The following is a 13,692-nucleotide window of genomic DNA, read 5'->3' as shown; positions in this document are numbered from 1 at the left end:
AAAAGTATTTTTGAAACGGAATTTAATCACGGGTATAAATCTCTTGTTATTCATAAGTAATCTAGGGCGTGATCTATCACATTTAATATAGAGAAAATCACCTTTTTTAAGCCCTGACTCGAATCATGCGAAGAAACTTTAATAAATAAAGATTAACCCTCTAATTGTATGGTTCAGTACAAATGGATTGCTTTATCAAACACTAGCCTTGGCGTCTTCATGGGCTTCATGAACGCCAACATCGTGTTGATCTCTTTACCGGCGATATTCCGCGGAATAGGAGTGAATCCCTTCAATTCATTTCAGTACTTGTTGTGGATTCTATTTGGGTATAGCATAGTCTCAGCGATCCTCGTCGTGAACGTGGGGAGGATCTCAGACATTTTTGGCAGGGTGAGGATGTACAACCTTGGGTTTCTGATCTTCACTGTGGCATCGATACTCCTCTACCTGACTCCCGGACAGGGTGATGTGGCAGCCCTTCAGCTGGTGATTTACAGGGTGATACAGGCAGTTGGGGGAGCACTCTTAATGGCGAACAGCGCGGCGATCCTGTCAGAGGCTTTCCCTCCAAAGGAGAGGGGATTTGCTCTAGGCCTCAACGGAGTCATAGGAATATTTGGAGGAGTAGCTGGGATAATTATAGGGGGTATACTGGCCTCAATCTATTGGAGAGACGTCTTTCTAGTTAACGTCCCCATAGGAATCCTAGGGACAATCTGGTCAATGAAGTCCCTCAAGCAACTGAGCAAACCGGAAAGGAACCAGAGGATAGACATTCCAGGTAATGTCCTGTTCGCGGTCTCCCTGATCCTAATCCTTGTGGGAATAACGTACGGGATACTCCCCTACGGGAACCAGGCGACCGGGTGGTCAAATCCATACGTAATCTCGGCGATTGTGAGCGGGTTAGCCCTGTTGGGAGTCTTCCTCTTTGTGGAGACCAAGGTTCCAGATCCCATGTTCAGGTTGGAGCTCTTTAAGATTAGGGCTTTCTCCATGGCCTCTGCGTCGGTGATCTTGGCCCAATTAGCCTTTGGCGGTCTCCAGTTGATGCTTGTCCTCCTGTTACAGGCCATATGGTTACCCCTTCACGGTTACAGTTATGAGGTAACCCCATTCTGGGCTGGGATATATCTACTTCCTCTATTGGCAGGGTTCGGAATAATGGGTTCAATTGCCGGAAAGCTCTCCGACAGATATGGGGCTAGGACCCTAGCTACCCTTGGGCTGGTGATTCTGGGAGTTGGGCTTTTGGGACTCACCACATTGCCTTACAACTTCAATTATCTCGAGTTTGCCACAATCATCTTCTTCATGGGTATTGGGAATGGACTTTTCGTGTCCCCGAATACGGCATCCCTCATGAATGCCTCCCCTCCACAACACAGGGGATCGGCATCAGGGATAAGGGCAATGCTCACCAACACGGGAAGTACATTGAGTATTGGTGTATTCTTCACAATAGTGATCGAGGTACTTTACCTAGTATTACCGACAACCTTATCTACGGCATTGACATCTGCGGGAGCTCCTCAGTTAATTCCCTACATGACCAAGATACCGCCCACTGCAGCAATATTTGCGGCGTTTCTTGGTTACAACCCGGTTTCTGCCATTCTGTCACAGCTTCCGCCTTCAGTTGCTAGTTCAATCCCAAGCTCAGTCGTTTCCACGATAACTGCGAATACCTGGTTCCCGAACGTCATAGCGCCTGCGTTCATGCAAGCGTTGAGGATAGCATTCTTCACCGCTTCAGGACTTTCCTTTGCCGCAGCAGTAGCCTCAGCCCTTAGGGGTAAGACAGTGATTTATGAGGAGAGAGTTGTGGAGACTACCAGGGGACAAGGTAAATGATCCTTTTTACTCGGTTCTCGCTTAAGCTTCCATGGACAGGAAACTGGTACTTCTGGCCTTAACCCTTGTCCTTTCCACGATGTTAATAAGGGCTTCAAGTAACGTTATCTCAACTACTCTACCGATCCTGGCCAAGTACTCCCTCGGGTTCTCAAACCTGTTGGTTGGGGTCCTAAGTGCCATCTTTACCGTTGCTACCTTCGTGGGAAGTGCATTCCTAGTCAGGTATTCCAGCAGGGTAGTCCTGGTCACGACTCTCCTGGTTTACTCCCTGTCTTTGGCCCTTCTCTCTGTGGTCTCCTCTCTCTCCGTCTGGGCCGTGACTGGCATCTCTGGGGTCACTCTCGGTGTCATTATGCCTAACCTTATCACGATCTCAGGTAAGGCCGAGGATAGGAGGACAAGGGAAAGGCTACTGAACATCTATGCCCTGTCCCTTAGCATTGGCCTAGTTATGGGTCCCCTGATCGAGGCGAGACTAATCCCATTCCTCGGCGTCCGAGGCGTTTTCCTAGCATTCGCCCTAGCTCCTCTAGTGGCCATACCCCTCCTTCATGGGGCTTCAGTCTCTTCAGGTTCAGGCAGAACCACGGTGAGGAACCCGGCTCTCACGGTGGCGATCCTCAACATAGCTAGCTATGAACTGGTCTTCTCTTTCCTTCTTACCTTTGGTGGGATCTTCATGAGGGAGAGTTTCGGGTCTAGTCCAGCTGAGATTGAAATCGGATTTTCCCTGTTCTTCCTGGCATCTCTCCTAACTAGGTTAATCCTCTCTATTTCCCCGGTGGAGAGGGTGAAGAGGGGCGTGTTGCTGTCACTTTTGCTCACCGTGACTGGAGTTGTGGTCATGATAGTCTCAAGATCCTTAGTTGACTTCATGATATCCTTAACGATACTGGGAATTCCCCACGGAATAACAATGCCCATGTCCACCGTGATGATTACAAGGGGAATCCCGCCTGAGATGAGGAACGTTGCAAACGGTCTCTTCTTTGCGTCCCTAACCATGATAGGATCTACGACCGCTTTCCTTTCCGGGATAGGGATCACCCTCCTAGGATTTAGGGATGTCCTTCTCACTATCCTTGGTCTCGTGTTGTTAATAGGTGTTGTACTCATGAGCAGGGTTAGAATAGTGGATACATGGACAAGTAGAAAGATGAACAAATAGAAAGAAAAAAGAACTAGTATGAATCTGCGAAGTTCATCAGCGAGATCGTGTTAGCTATTTCCCTTAAGGACACAATCCCCAAGGGTTGGTCCTTGTCCTTCACTAGGAGATGGCGAATCTTCTTCTCACCCATTAACTCGAGGGCCTCAAACAGGGGCAAGTCCCTGTCCACAGAAATCACTGGCCCCTTTCCAATCTTTCCTGCAGGAGTTGAGTAGTCAAGCCCGTCCGCAACAGCCCTGGTTATATCCCTCTCCGTGACTATGGCCACGATCTCTCCCCTCTCGTTAGTGAGTACAACCGAGCTAACGTCGTTTTCCCTCATGACCTGAGCAACTTCCCTAATAGACGAGGTAATGGGTAGTGAAACCATCTTTTTTACAACTAATTGTCCAACATTCATTATCATATATTATAATAACTACTACTTAAAAAACTTTGACTTACCCGTACCTGAGGGACATTCCAAGGCCATACCTTGGGTAACTCCAGGCTATGTTGTGGAAGGGACACGCAATCCTGCAGGCACCGCACTCTACGCAGTTCTCGTAGGATAGCACAAGCTTATGTCCGTCCCACGTGTAAACGTTGGCAGGGCAGACTGATATGCAGGGTTGCGGAGTTCCATACTCCTGTTCACACTTGGCACATTGTGCCTGGTCCCTTATCCTCAGATGCGGTTCTTCGTCCCTCTTGTACCTAAGGGTGTAAAGTTTCTCCTCGACTCTCATTATAGAGCACCCATGAGTAGTAATGCATGTTTAAACAGTCTCCACGAGTTCCTCTTGACTGGGTCAGGGGAAAGCTCGCCTGAGACCCAGGACGAGGATAGCTCGGTCGCCATGGAGATATACGACCTCATGTTCTCCTCTCGAAGGAGCTCCTTTACCAGAGGTCTCAGCTTAACTGACTGGGACACGATCCTGTCTCCTAGGAGAGCCCTCTCATATCCATGACATTCTCCCTTGACCGCGTACTCTCCCGCGAGTGCTCCTGAAATTACTGCAGGACCAATACCGTTAAAGGTGATCGGATTGACCAGACCCAGGGCGTCTCCAGCTAGGAAGACGTTCCCGTGGCAGGGCCTCCATGCGGGGAAACCGTTCTCTGGGATAATCTTGGCAGAGTACTCCCTAAGCGAGAAGCCCTTCACCAGTTCCTGAATCCCAAGGGTTCTCTTAACCTCCTCAAGGACGTCCTGCGGTCTAATCTTGTGGGAGATGAGGGAGGTCATGTGAACTCCTATGCCAAAGGCGATCGAGTCCTTGTACGTATAAAGGAATCCTGCCCCAGGTACGGGGTCCTGAAACAGATATCTCACGGATAACCCCTCCTGATCACTGGACAGACCTAGCCTCTTGTTTACCTCGTCCTTGTTTAGGGAATACACCTCCTTCACCGTCTGAACGGTTTCCTCGGGGGTTAGGTCTCTCCTTAGGCCTGCCCCCATGGACACGAGTGCGTTGGCACCCTCTGCCAGGATTATGGTTTTCCCCTGAACCTCTCCCCTATCCGTGATAACTCCCTCAGGTCCAAGTTTCAGGGCAGTGGTCTTGGTCAGGACCAGTGCCCCTGCACCCTCGGCTTGCGAGGCCATCCACTTATCTAGCTTAAGCCTGCCCACGTTTATTAACCTCTCCCTTGGCCTTATCTCCAGCTGGACCTCCCCACTGTTACCCATTACAAGTCTGACTCTCTTGACCTCCCTTTCCACAGGAATACTCTTGACATCAAACACCTTTAGGTCGTCAACCCTGACCATCGCCCCAGATACGTTCTTCGCTCCCGGTTCAGATCCCCTCTCCAGTACCAGGGTCTTGGCCCCCAAACTCGCAGCCTTGAGCGCAGCTGCGCTCCCCGCAGGCCCCGCACCAACAACTATTACGTCGTACATCCTCACAACCTCCTGATGAGTTCTGGTATTATCTCAAACAGGTCCCCAACAAGGCCGTAATCAGAGTTGTTGAAGATCTGTGCATCGGGATCGTTGTTTATGGCTATGACCTTCTTAGCGCCCGAGATGCCCACGAGGTGTTGAACTGCTCCCGAAATTCCCACGGCGACGTAAAGCTTGGGCCTTATGGTTACGCCTGTCTGTCCCACTTGCCTTTCCTTGGGGTACCAGCCAGAGTCGGCGAGGGGTTTGGTCACTCCCACTACCCCACCCAGTTTCGACGCCAATTCCTCAATCATCTTTATGTTGGAGGGATCCCTGATCCCCCTTCCAACGCCCACAACCACCTCAGCCTCAGCCAGCACATTTCTCCTCTCCAGAGCCTTTCTCTCTAGGACCCTGAACCTTGTGAAGAGGTCCTCTATCTCCTCCCTCACTATCTCCCCCTTCTGCTCCAGTCTGATTGGCCTAAACACTCCAGGTCTAACCGTGACCATCACTGGTCTCGAGGTGGGACATATTATGGTGGACATCTCCTTTCCTCCAAAGTCAGGTCTGGTGGAGTTCAGGACCCCCTTATCATCAACCTCAAAACTCGTGCAGTCAGCTATTAACCCCGTGTTAACTGTGATCGCTGTGGTGGACGCAAGCTCCCTCGCGTTCCTTGTCCCTGGGAACATGACCGCCTCTGGCTTGTATTTCTGAATGAGACGGGAGAGTGCCTGGGTGAAGACGTCGTTATCATAGTAGTTGAAACCCTTGGTTACGGCGTGATACACCTTATCAGCCCCATGTTTAAAGGAGAGTTCCGCCAGGGACTCTACGTTCTCTCCCACGACGACGGCCCCAAGCTTCGTTGACATTAAATCTGCAATTCTCCTTGCCTCAGCCATGATCTCGAATGACGCCGGGTTCGGGTTACCGCCCACATGATCCACGTAAACCCACACCTCCCCCTGCACCTTTACCTTGGGTTGTGGTTTCACGTATTGTTCCGTACCCGAGGAGTCATCCTTGAGGGACTCCCTTATCTTCTCCACCAACCAGTCTATGGCTCCTGGTTCACTCGCCTTCTTTATCTCAGGATTTCTCGTCTTAGGTGGAGGATGAACCTTGATCACCTTTGTGGGAGAGCCCGCAAGCCCAATCTTGTTTGGTTCCGCCCCAATGTCATCCTTCGAGAGCTTGACTATCTTGGTGGTCTTGGCCCTAATCAAGGAGTTTATGTCAGGTTCCCTGGGCTTGTTCGCTGTGTCCATAATTGTGAGAACTGCAGGGATGGGAGCCTCCATCGTAACCTCCTCAACTTCGGTTGCCTTCACCGCGACCACGTGCCTCTCATCCAGTTCCTTCACCTCCTTAACGTAACCCAGGACTGGTATTCCAAGCCACTTCGCAGTTTGAGGACCCACTTGCTCCGTTTCGCCGTCCACTGCCCTTCTTCCAAAGAGGTAGAGATCGGCTCCTCCAAGCTTCTGTATGGCCTTGAACAGGGTGTATGACGTGGCCCAGGTATCCGCACCAGCCATTGCCCTGTCAGTGATAAGGTAGGCATCATCTGCTCCCATGGCAAGGGCGTCTCGAAGGGCCTGTTCTCCCTGGGGAGGTCCCATGGTGATTACCGTGACCTTACCCCCATACTTTTCCTTGAGTCTCACTGCCTCCTCTATGGCGTGAAGATCTGGGGGATTAACCACCGCAGGAACTCCTTCCCTCACAAGGGTGTTGGTTACTGGATCAACCCTAAGATCATCAGCATCTGGGACCTGTTTGATGGAGACGATAATTCTTACCATGTTTTTCATCATTAATTACGATACTCACGTATATAAATTCACCATCAATTGTAATGAACATGATGATAGATGTTTTAACAGGAATTGTTGTATAAAATGACCGTCTTCAGTCTTGTATCTCGCGACAGGTCTCGTCCAGTAGGTCTTTCCACTCCCCTGTGGCAACTTCCCTGCAGTAATCAGTCAACATCTTCACGTCAGCTAGGTTCACGTAACTTAGAAGCTTAGGTAAGGTCACATACCAGGACAATCTCCTCACGTTCACGTCCTTGTCCTGGAGCAATTCCAGGAAACAGGGTATTCCCGATATGATGACCTCCCTCTTCACGTTGGAGAGATCGGGAATCAAGTTCCATACCCTATACCTAGTTCCATGATCTGGGAAACATAGGAGTGGTTGTAACTCAAGCTTTCCGCTCCTTATCAATTTCTCTGCGGTCACCCACGCCTCATGTTTGATATCCTTATCGTCGCTCTGAAGGTATCTAAAAAGGTCCTCGCTCTTCACCCTAAGCTCCCTGAGGTCGGAGAGAACACGTTCTTTCTCTTCCATTAGGCTACATACTCAAGTCAGAATAAAAGGGTTCAGGACTCAGATTACCGTGACATGTCAGGTAGTTGCTTAATTCGAAGTCACGCATTAGAGGATCTGTTGAACTCGGAGAGAGAAAATATAGGATAGTTTAATATTTAGATAGCTAGATATTCAGACATGAGAAAGACATTGGTTCGTCTAGACGAAAACATTTACAGGGAGCTCGTAAGACTCTCCCTTAAGGAGTACGGAAATACCAGGCATATCTCAGACGTGTTGAATGAATTGCTGAGGAAACAGTTAGCTGAAGGTAGAAGGAAAAAGGTTGAGATGAAAATCTCCGTGAAAGTTGAGGGAGCCGAGAATCTTACGCCTGAGGAGATAGATAGGCTTGCAGAGGACGCATATAGCGGTAGTTGATACCAACGTCCTTGTTTACGATCTAGTCGAGAACTCGCCCTTTCACATGGATGCCAGGGAGAGGTTGAACAAGTTGGACGCAGTGGTGCTCCTCCCAAACATTCTCGTGGAATTTATCCTGGTTACCTCGGTGAAACTTAAGATGGACCAGGAAATAGTGAAGGGGAAGGTAGAGGAGATACTCAGGAACTCGGTGATTGCAAGGGTAACAAGAAGAGACTTCAAGATAGCTCTAGGCCTTCACCTCAACATGAGGGAGATAAATGATCATCTTCTCGTCGCTGTTGCCAAGAGACTGAAACTCCCAGTCCTAAGTTATGATTCTGACGTGATCAACCTGTGTACTAGGTTTGGGGTTGAGACGATCTAGCACATGCTCTTGGACACAGGATATCCGCTCATAATGGGAACCACGTGCCCCTTTATCATATGTTCCATGAACTCAGAGAAATTGAAACCTGAGGCTTTGAGCCAGAAATTGGAACTGGACGTGATATTTACCATGATCTTGACTAAGCTTCCCGCGTTCATCTTGTTCACGGAGATATCCATCTCAAACTTCGTTTCATGATCCAGTAATTCGCCCCTATAGGAAATCCCCAGAGGTGAGTATATCGGTCCCTCTAGAAATCCCTCCTTAGTTTTCACTCCGTTCCCGATCTTTATCCAAGCCTTCCCAGCTCCGAACAGGTAAGCTACGTGAAACTTGGTAAAGTTTGGGGAGGTGGCCTGAGACGGCATGACGAAGTTTTGGGATGATTCGTCATAAAGCTCAAGGATAGCCACGTGTCCTAAACTCCCCACGAAAAAGAAGGGATTGGTAAACCGTGACATCACCGTCTCTCTGGGAACGTTAACCGTGAACTCAAAGTTCTCGATCAAGGGTATCATGTAAATAATCGCATTTTAGTATAAAAACTTTCACTTATATCTTCTATTTATAATTATAATAATTTTTTAGAAACGGGATTAGAGTTGTTTCTTGAAGGGAAGATTCGCGTAACTCTCTATGGAATGGTAGGATCAAGACCAAGAAAACGATCTGCTTTTCCTAGCATTCATAACAGGATGTTAATCGAGCTATCTCACTATCATACAAACAAAGAGTGAGCATTAAGGATCTGATCTTGAACAAGTCAATTATCTGCGTCACAAAGCTTCACGTGCTTATTCTATAGCAGATACTAAAGTATTTAATTATAAGATCATGAAACAATATATGAAAGTCGTTTTCATACGCCCCAGTAATCCAACTGGGAGTGGATATCTCAGATCCTTTGGATTCCTCCCCGTTCCCCTAGGTTTGCTACAACTAGCTGGCGATGTGAGGGCGACGGGGAATCATGAGATCAAGATCATAGACATGGAGGCTGATCAGATGTCCATCCAAGACGTGATCAACGACACCGTTAGATTTAATCCAGATATTGTTGGGCTAACACTCCACGCCACCGCTGCCCATAACGTGTCTGCGTCCATAGCCAAGGGAGTAAAGGAGATGAAGCCTGACGTAATTACCCTGGCTGGAGGTCATCACGCTACGTTCGTCCCTGAGGAGATGCTGAGAAGTAACTTCGACGTTGTAGTGATGGGGGAGGGCGATGAGATTATGATGGAGTTGGTTAACGTGCTCGAGAACAACGATGACTTGGGTAAGGTGAAGGGAATAGTATACAGGGATAAGGAAGGGAACATTAAGAGGACACCGCCCAGGCCACTCATAAAAAGTTTAGATAAGCTTCCCATGCCGGCCTTCGACCTAGTGGATAGGGAAAAGTACACCTTTGATGTATTTGGTAGGAACGAGACAGTAGCCTGTATGGAGACCAGTAGGGGATGTCCCTACGCCTGTGAGTTCTGTTCCGTAACCCCTACCTGGGGGAACTCGTGGAGAAACAAGTCCAATGAGAGGATACTCAAGGAACTCTCGGAGATAAAAAGACTAGGTTACAGCTGGGTGTTCTTCACGGATGACATCTTCGTGGTTCAGCCCAACATAAAGGACAGGATGAAGCTCTTCGACCAGATGATGGAGATGGGATTAAGTACCAACTTCATAGCCCAAATGAGGGTTGACATTACTGCGAAGAACCCAGAGGTGATTAAAAAGGCCTCAGATGCTGGGCTAAGAATAGCTTTCCTAGGGGTGGAATCAGGGGACGACGAGACCCTGAAGAAACTTCATAAGGGAACAGTTACGTCTTTGGCGGAGAAGGCAGTCAAGGTTCTTCATGAGAATGGGGTAGTAGTCCTAATAGGCCTAATACTCGGTGCACCCTACGATACCTTCAAGAAAATGATGAAGACCATAAGGTTTGCCTACAGGCTATCCGATCTTGGGGCTGATAGCGTTCAGTTCAGCATATACACTCCACTACCTGGGACCAGGGTTTTCGTTAAGGCGCTTAAGGAGAAGAGGCTGTTCACCCTAAATTGGGACTACTACGATATCCTGCTTCCAGTTATGAAAACAAAGAGTAACCCCCTACTTGTCCAGTTCCTTCAATATTACGGTAATTACACCTTCTACGTGAGGAAGTGGATAAGGAGCAAGTTCGTGCGCGATAAGGTTCCTGAGAGGAAAATGGAATTGTTGAGGAGGGCCGAGAAGTATTTCGCCGGAAAACTGGGACATTACATGAAGGAAATAGTCGTGAGCCTTCCCGTGGGATTAATCAAGACGGCTAGGCTAATGAGGCAGGAATCTCTTCCTCCAGACGAGAAATTGCAGGAACTTATAGCCTCTAGTAAGGTTATAGTGTACAGTGAGACCGAGGACAAGAGGAACAAGTACTTTTCCATAGATTAAGGAGGCAACGATTAAAGCGAAAGGATTAGTATGCTCGGTATTTAATGATAGATGAACAACTGTTCAGATATAGAAATGTTTATTAAAGATGAGGGTGACCAGAGGTTATGAAGCTAAATCTTAGAATTAACCCTGAAGCATCAACCGGTGAAAAGTGCGAGACTTGTGGTAAACCCCTCACTCCTGAAAATCTTTACACCAGGAGAATAGGCGGGCAGGTCCACTACTTCTGTTGTTCCCACTGCGCTGACGCGTTTCAGAAGGACCAGCATTGTTGTTAGTGAAGGGAAATGCATAAGCTGGCCATAATCGGGTATGGGGCGGCCGGATTTGCTGCAATGATTAAGGCCAACGAGTTGGGAGTTAAACCTGTTCTAATAGGGAAGGGGGAAATAGGAGGAACTTGCGTTAACGTAGGCTGTGTCCCTTCTAAGAGGATGTTATACATCGCAGAAATCTACAAGAAAGCTAGGGAGGTCACGGGAAGCGAGGTATATCCGCCCTTCAGTTCCTTTCAGGAGAAAGATGGTCTAGTTCAGGAGATGAGGAAGACGAAGTATGAAGACCTCCTCTCATACTATGACGTGGAACTGATTCAGGGCGAGGCCAGGTTCATCTCTCCCCACGCGGTAAAGGTGAATGGCCAGGTAATTGAGGCCGAGAAATTCGTGATTGCAACTGGGTCATCTCCCCTAATCCCAAGGATACCTGGCCTGGACAAGGTTGGGTTCTGGACCAACAGAGAGGCCCTGTCCCCGGACAGGAGAATTGACTCCCTTGCAGTGATAGGTGGAAGGGCCCTGGCCCTCGAGTTCGCACAGATGTACTCTAGGATGAAGGTTGAGGTCGCAATCCTTCAGAGGAGTCCCGTACTGATCCCAGACTGGGAGCCTGAGGCCTCAGTAGAGGCAAGGAGGATCATGGAAAATGACGGAGTTGCTGTAGTCACAGGTGTGAACGTCAAGGAGGTCAGGAAAGGGGCAGGAAAGATCGTGATAACGGACAAGGGCGAAGTTGAGGCTGACGAGATACTCCTGGCCACGGGGAGGAAGCCCAACGTTGACCTAGGACTTGAGAATGCTGGTGTTCGCCTAAATGAGAGGGGAGGAATTAAGGTGGACGACGAACTGAGGACTGACAACCCACACATATACGCGGCAGGGGACGTCTTGGGAGGTAAAATGTTGGAGGCCCTAGCAGGTAGGCAAGGTTCAATTGCCACAGAGAACGCGTTAACAGGTTCGCACAAAAGAGTGGACGAGAACGCGGTCCCTCAGGTCATCTTTACTCAGCCCAACCTTGCGAGGGTTGGTCTCACGGAGGCTGAAGCTAGAGCTAAGGAAGGTGAAGTTGAGGCAAGGGTTCTTCCCATGAGCTCAGTGGCAAAGGCTGAGATCATCAACTCTAGACTGGGTTTCGTCAAGATGGTAACCATGAACGGGAGGATCGTTGGAGTTCATGCCGTCGGAGAGAACGTCGCGGAGATGATCGGTGAAGCTGCTCTTGCGATAAGGTTTGGGGCCACGGTGCACGACCTCATAGATACAGTGCACATGTTTCCAACAATCGCCGAATCCCTCAGGTTAGTTGCACTGGCATTTAGGTCTGACGTGAGTAGGTTAAGCTGTTGTGTGTGACTGAATGCCAATAGCTAACCGAGCAGGTTAACAGCCTTGAGAATCTCAACTGCCCTAAGCGCGCTTCTCTCTTTGTCCCTTATCTCCAACATGATTTCTGCGTCTCCAATCCTGGATATTTCCCCAATGTACTCTCTGAAGTCGTTTTCATCTAGAGTATTGGCGTGAACCCCTGGCATCTGGCCAGGTTCCTGAGAACTATAGTCAGTCATCGGGGTTCCTCTCCACGTGTCCTTAGCGAGGGAGAAGGCCTCCGATAGGGTCTCCCCGCTACCGTTAACCTGGTGATGGAGGTTGTCAAATACTACGGGAACTCCAAGTTCCCTGTGCAGTAAGAGGCAATCCCGGAGTGTATATATCTTGTCATCGTTCTCCACGGCAAGCCTCTTCGCAACGCTTTCTGGAAGAAGAGAGAAGCCCCTCACGAACCTCTCGATACCCCTTTCCTTCCCACCGGACCTGCCTCCAACGTGTATCTGAATATACCCCTCGACTCCCCCATGAGGTCTAGGAGATCTGCATGGTACTCCAGCTCCTTAATGCTTGCCTCAATAATCTCCCTTCTTTCAGAGTTTATTACTGTGTATTGTCCAGGATGCATGGAGACCCTTATTCCGTTATTTCTCACGTAAGACCCAATTTCCTTAAGCAAGTCTCTCAGCTCATCCCTCCAGTTCGTCGTGTTCTTGGGGTGGGACGCGAAGGGGATGGTATTCGAGCTTATCCTGAAGAAGAGGATTCCGTGTTCCACATTCCACGCTAGAATCCTCTTGAGACAGTTGAGGTTTGAGGAGGCAGTCTCCAAGACCTTTGTCTCAGTCAAGCTCTTCAACCTGAACGTTGCGTCAGCCCTACAGTCCAGGGAGTAGTTGGTGGACACGTATCCTATCTTCACGAAATTGACTGCGGTCCTTAGCTTAAATTTTAGTTTTAGTGCGGAGTTTACATCAAGATTCTTTACCTTGAGTCTTGAAATAATATCATGTTCGTTCATAACGCCTTGGATCTCCTGAGGTTTGAGCACGCGGTGATCAGGTTGAGGTTCTCCATAGCCATGGAGATACTAGATCGAGATCCTGAACTTGGCCTATCTCTTCTCAGGGAGACGCATAACTTCGTGGTAAAGTGGCACGCCATAATAGAGGACAAATATGTCTTTCCCTCGTTTGGGGACAAGGCGAAGCCTTTCAGCAATGATCACCTACTCATAGACAAGTATGGTACCAACTCCATTTCCCAGGGAAGAAAGGACTGGATTCAGAGGTATGTGAAGATTGTCCTCGATCATAACCTCAATGAGGAAAGGGAACTTTTCATCATGCCAGTTGACCTAGATTCCTGGAATAAGATTCTGGAGGAGATTAAACGGTACCCGGACTACACTAGGATTACGGGAATGAGGGTAGAGTCTTGACGACATACCGTATCTGCTTGGCATCCACATCAATCCACAATTGAACATAATTGTAGTTTTCCCATTTAGTTAAAGTATTAATTAACATAAATTGCGGATAACGTAGTTAGAAATTATAAACAAAATATAAATCAATATGCCATATTTAAAATCTTGAAA

16 protein-coding genes are annotated in these 13,692 nt (G+C 48.6%); 8 read left to right on the top strand and 8 right to left on the bottom strand.

The window, feature by feature from the left end:
* Positions 1-168 precede the first annotated feature (168 nt).
* Both MSED_RS06360 and MSED_RS06355 read left to right on the top strand, forming a co-directional pair.
* Positions 169-1,857: an MFS transporter gene (locus MSED_RS06360; protein ID WP_012021200.1), complete on the top strand. Its 1,689-nt coding sequence runs from the start codon at positions 169-171 to the stop codon at positions 1,855-1,857.
* A 31-nt stretch (positions 1,858-1,888) separates the two neighbouring features.
* Complete coding sequence (locus MSED_RS06355; RefSeq protein ID WP_012021199.1) at positions 1,889-3,028, top strand: MFS transporter; 1,140 nt, start codon at positions 1,889-1,891, stop codon at positions 3,026-3,028.
* 13 nt (positions 3,029-3,041) lie between these two features.
* On the opposite strand, the gene MSED_RS06350 is transcribed toward MSED_RS06355, so the two are convergent.
* The 5 genes from MSED_RS06350 to MSED_RS06330 form a co-directional block, all read right to left on the bottom strand.
* Positions 3,042-3,431: a CBS domain-containing protein gene (locus MSED_RS06350; RefSeq protein WP_048060313.1), complete on the bottom strand. Its 390-nt coding sequence runs from the start codon at positions 3,429-3,431 to the stop codon at positions 3,042-3,044.
* Between the two features lie 40 nt (positions 3,432-3,471).
* Entirely contained in the window at positions 3,472-3,759 is a 288-nt protein-coding gene (locus MSED_RS06345; RefSeq protein ID WP_012021197.1) for a ferredoxin family protein, read from the bottom strand.
* Positions 3,759-4,922 carry an NAD(P)/FAD-dependent oxidoreductase gene (locus MSED_RS06340; RefSeq protein ID WP_012021196.1) on the bottom strand — a complete coding sequence of 388 codons (1,164 nt, stop codon included), beginning with the start codon at positions 4,920-4,922 and terminating at the stop codon, positions 3,759-3,761. Before MSED_RS06340 ends, MSED_RS06345 begins: the two co-directional genes overlap by 1 nt.
* A 2-nt stretch (positions 4,923-4,924) precedes the next feature.
* Positions 4,925-6,718, bottom strand: coding sequence for an FAD-binding protein (locus MSED_RS06335; RefSeq protein WP_048060312.1), 1,794 nt, complete (start codon positions 6,716-6,718; stop codon positions 4,925-4,927).
* 106 nt (positions 6,719-6,824) lie between these two features.
* Entirely contained in the window at positions 6,825-7,271 is a 447-nt protein-coding gene (locus tag MSED_RS06330) for a hypothetical protein (RefSeq protein ID WP_012021194.1), read from the bottom strand.
* A gap of 159 nt (positions 7,272-7,430) precedes the next feature.
* On the opposite strand from MSED_RS06330, the gene MSED_RS06325 reads away from it, so the two are divergent.
* Positions 7,431-7,673: a hypothetical protein gene (locus MSED_RS06325; RefSeq protein ID WP_012021193.1), complete on the top strand. Its 243-nt coding sequence runs from the start codon at positions 7,431-7,433 to the stop codon at positions 7,671-7,673.
* Positions 7,645-8,043, top strand: coding sequence for a PIN domain-containing protein (locus MSED_RS06320; protein ID WP_012021192.1), 399 nt, complete (start codon positions 7,645-7,647; stop codon positions 8,041-8,043). The genes MSED_RS06325 and MSED_RS06320 overlap by 29 nt, the downstream gene beginning before the upstream one ends.
* Here MSED_RS06320 and MSED_RS06315 read toward each other — a convergent pair.
* Positions 8,040-8,564 carry a hypothetical protein gene (locus tag MSED_RS06315; RefSeq protein ID WP_012021191.1) on the bottom strand — a complete coding sequence of 175 codons (525 nt, stop codon included), beginning with the start codon at positions 8,562-8,564 and terminating at the stop codon, positions 8,040-8,042. The two genes, MSED_RS06320 and MSED_RS06315, sit on opposite strands and share 4 nt — an antisense overlap.
* 328 nt (positions 8,565-8,892) lie before the next feature.
* Between MSED_RS06315 and MSED_RS06310 the strand changes: the two genes are divergently transcribed.
* The 3 genes from MSED_RS06310 (at position 8,893) to merA (ending at position 12,119) form a co-directional block, all read left to right on the top strand.
* Complete coding sequence (locus MSED_RS06310) at positions 8,893-10,482, top strand: B12-binding domain-containing radical SAM protein (protein ID WP_048060076.1); 1,590 nt, start codon at positions 8,893-8,895, stop codon at positions 10,480-10,482.
* A gap of 107 nt (positions 10,483-10,589) precedes the next feature.
* Positions 10,590-10,763 (top strand): TRASH domain-containing protein, encoded by a 174-nt coding sequence (locus MSED_RS12005; RefSeq protein ID WP_012021189.1) that lies wholly within the window; start codon positions 10,590-10,592, stop codon positions 10,761-10,763.
* Positions 10,764-10,772: 9 nt separating this feature from the next.
* On the top strand, positions 10,773-12,119 hold the full coding sequence (gene merA / locus MSED_RS06305) for a mercury(II) reductase (protein ID WP_012021188.1): 1,347 nt from the start codon (positions 10,773-10,775) through the stop codon (positions 12,117-12,119).
* A gap of 14 nt (positions 12,120-12,133) precedes the next feature.
* Here merA and MSED_RS12510 read toward each other — a convergent pair whose 3' ends face one another.
* A complete protein-coding gene (locus MSED_RS12510) occupies positions 12,134-12,544 on the bottom strand; it encodes an apurinic/apyrimidinic endonuclease family protein (protein WP_256464103.1) in 411 nt (136 codons plus the stop codon).
* Positions 12,541-13,113: an apurinic/apyrimidinic endonuclease family protein gene (locus tag MSED_RS12505; protein ID WP_256464102.1), complete on the bottom strand. Its 573-nt coding sequence runs from the start codon at positions 13,111-13,113 to the stop codon at positions 12,541-12,543. Before MSED_RS12505 ends, MSED_RS12510 begins: the two co-directional genes overlap by 4 nt.
* On the opposite strand from MSED_RS12505, the gene MSED_RS06295 reads away from it, so the two are divergent.
* Positions 13,102-13,533 carry a cation-binding protein gene (locus tag MSED_RS06295; protein WP_012021187.1) on the top strand — a complete coding sequence of 144 codons (432 nt, stop codon included), beginning with the start codon at positions 13,102-13,104 and terminating at the stop codon, positions 13,531-13,533. The two genes, MSED_RS12505 and MSED_RS06295, sit on opposite strands and share 12 nt — an antisense overlap.
* Positions 13,534-13,692 lie beyond the last annotated feature (159 nt).

This window comes from Metallosphaera sedula DSM 5348, assembly GCF_000016605.1.
Taxonomy (GTDB): domain Archaea; phylum Thermoproteota; class Thermoprotei_A; order Sulfolobales; family Sulfolobaceae; genus Metallosphaera; species Metallosphaera sedula.
The sequence above is the reverse complement of the archived record's forward strand: the minus strand, read 5'-3'. Positions and strand labels throughout refer to the sequence as shown.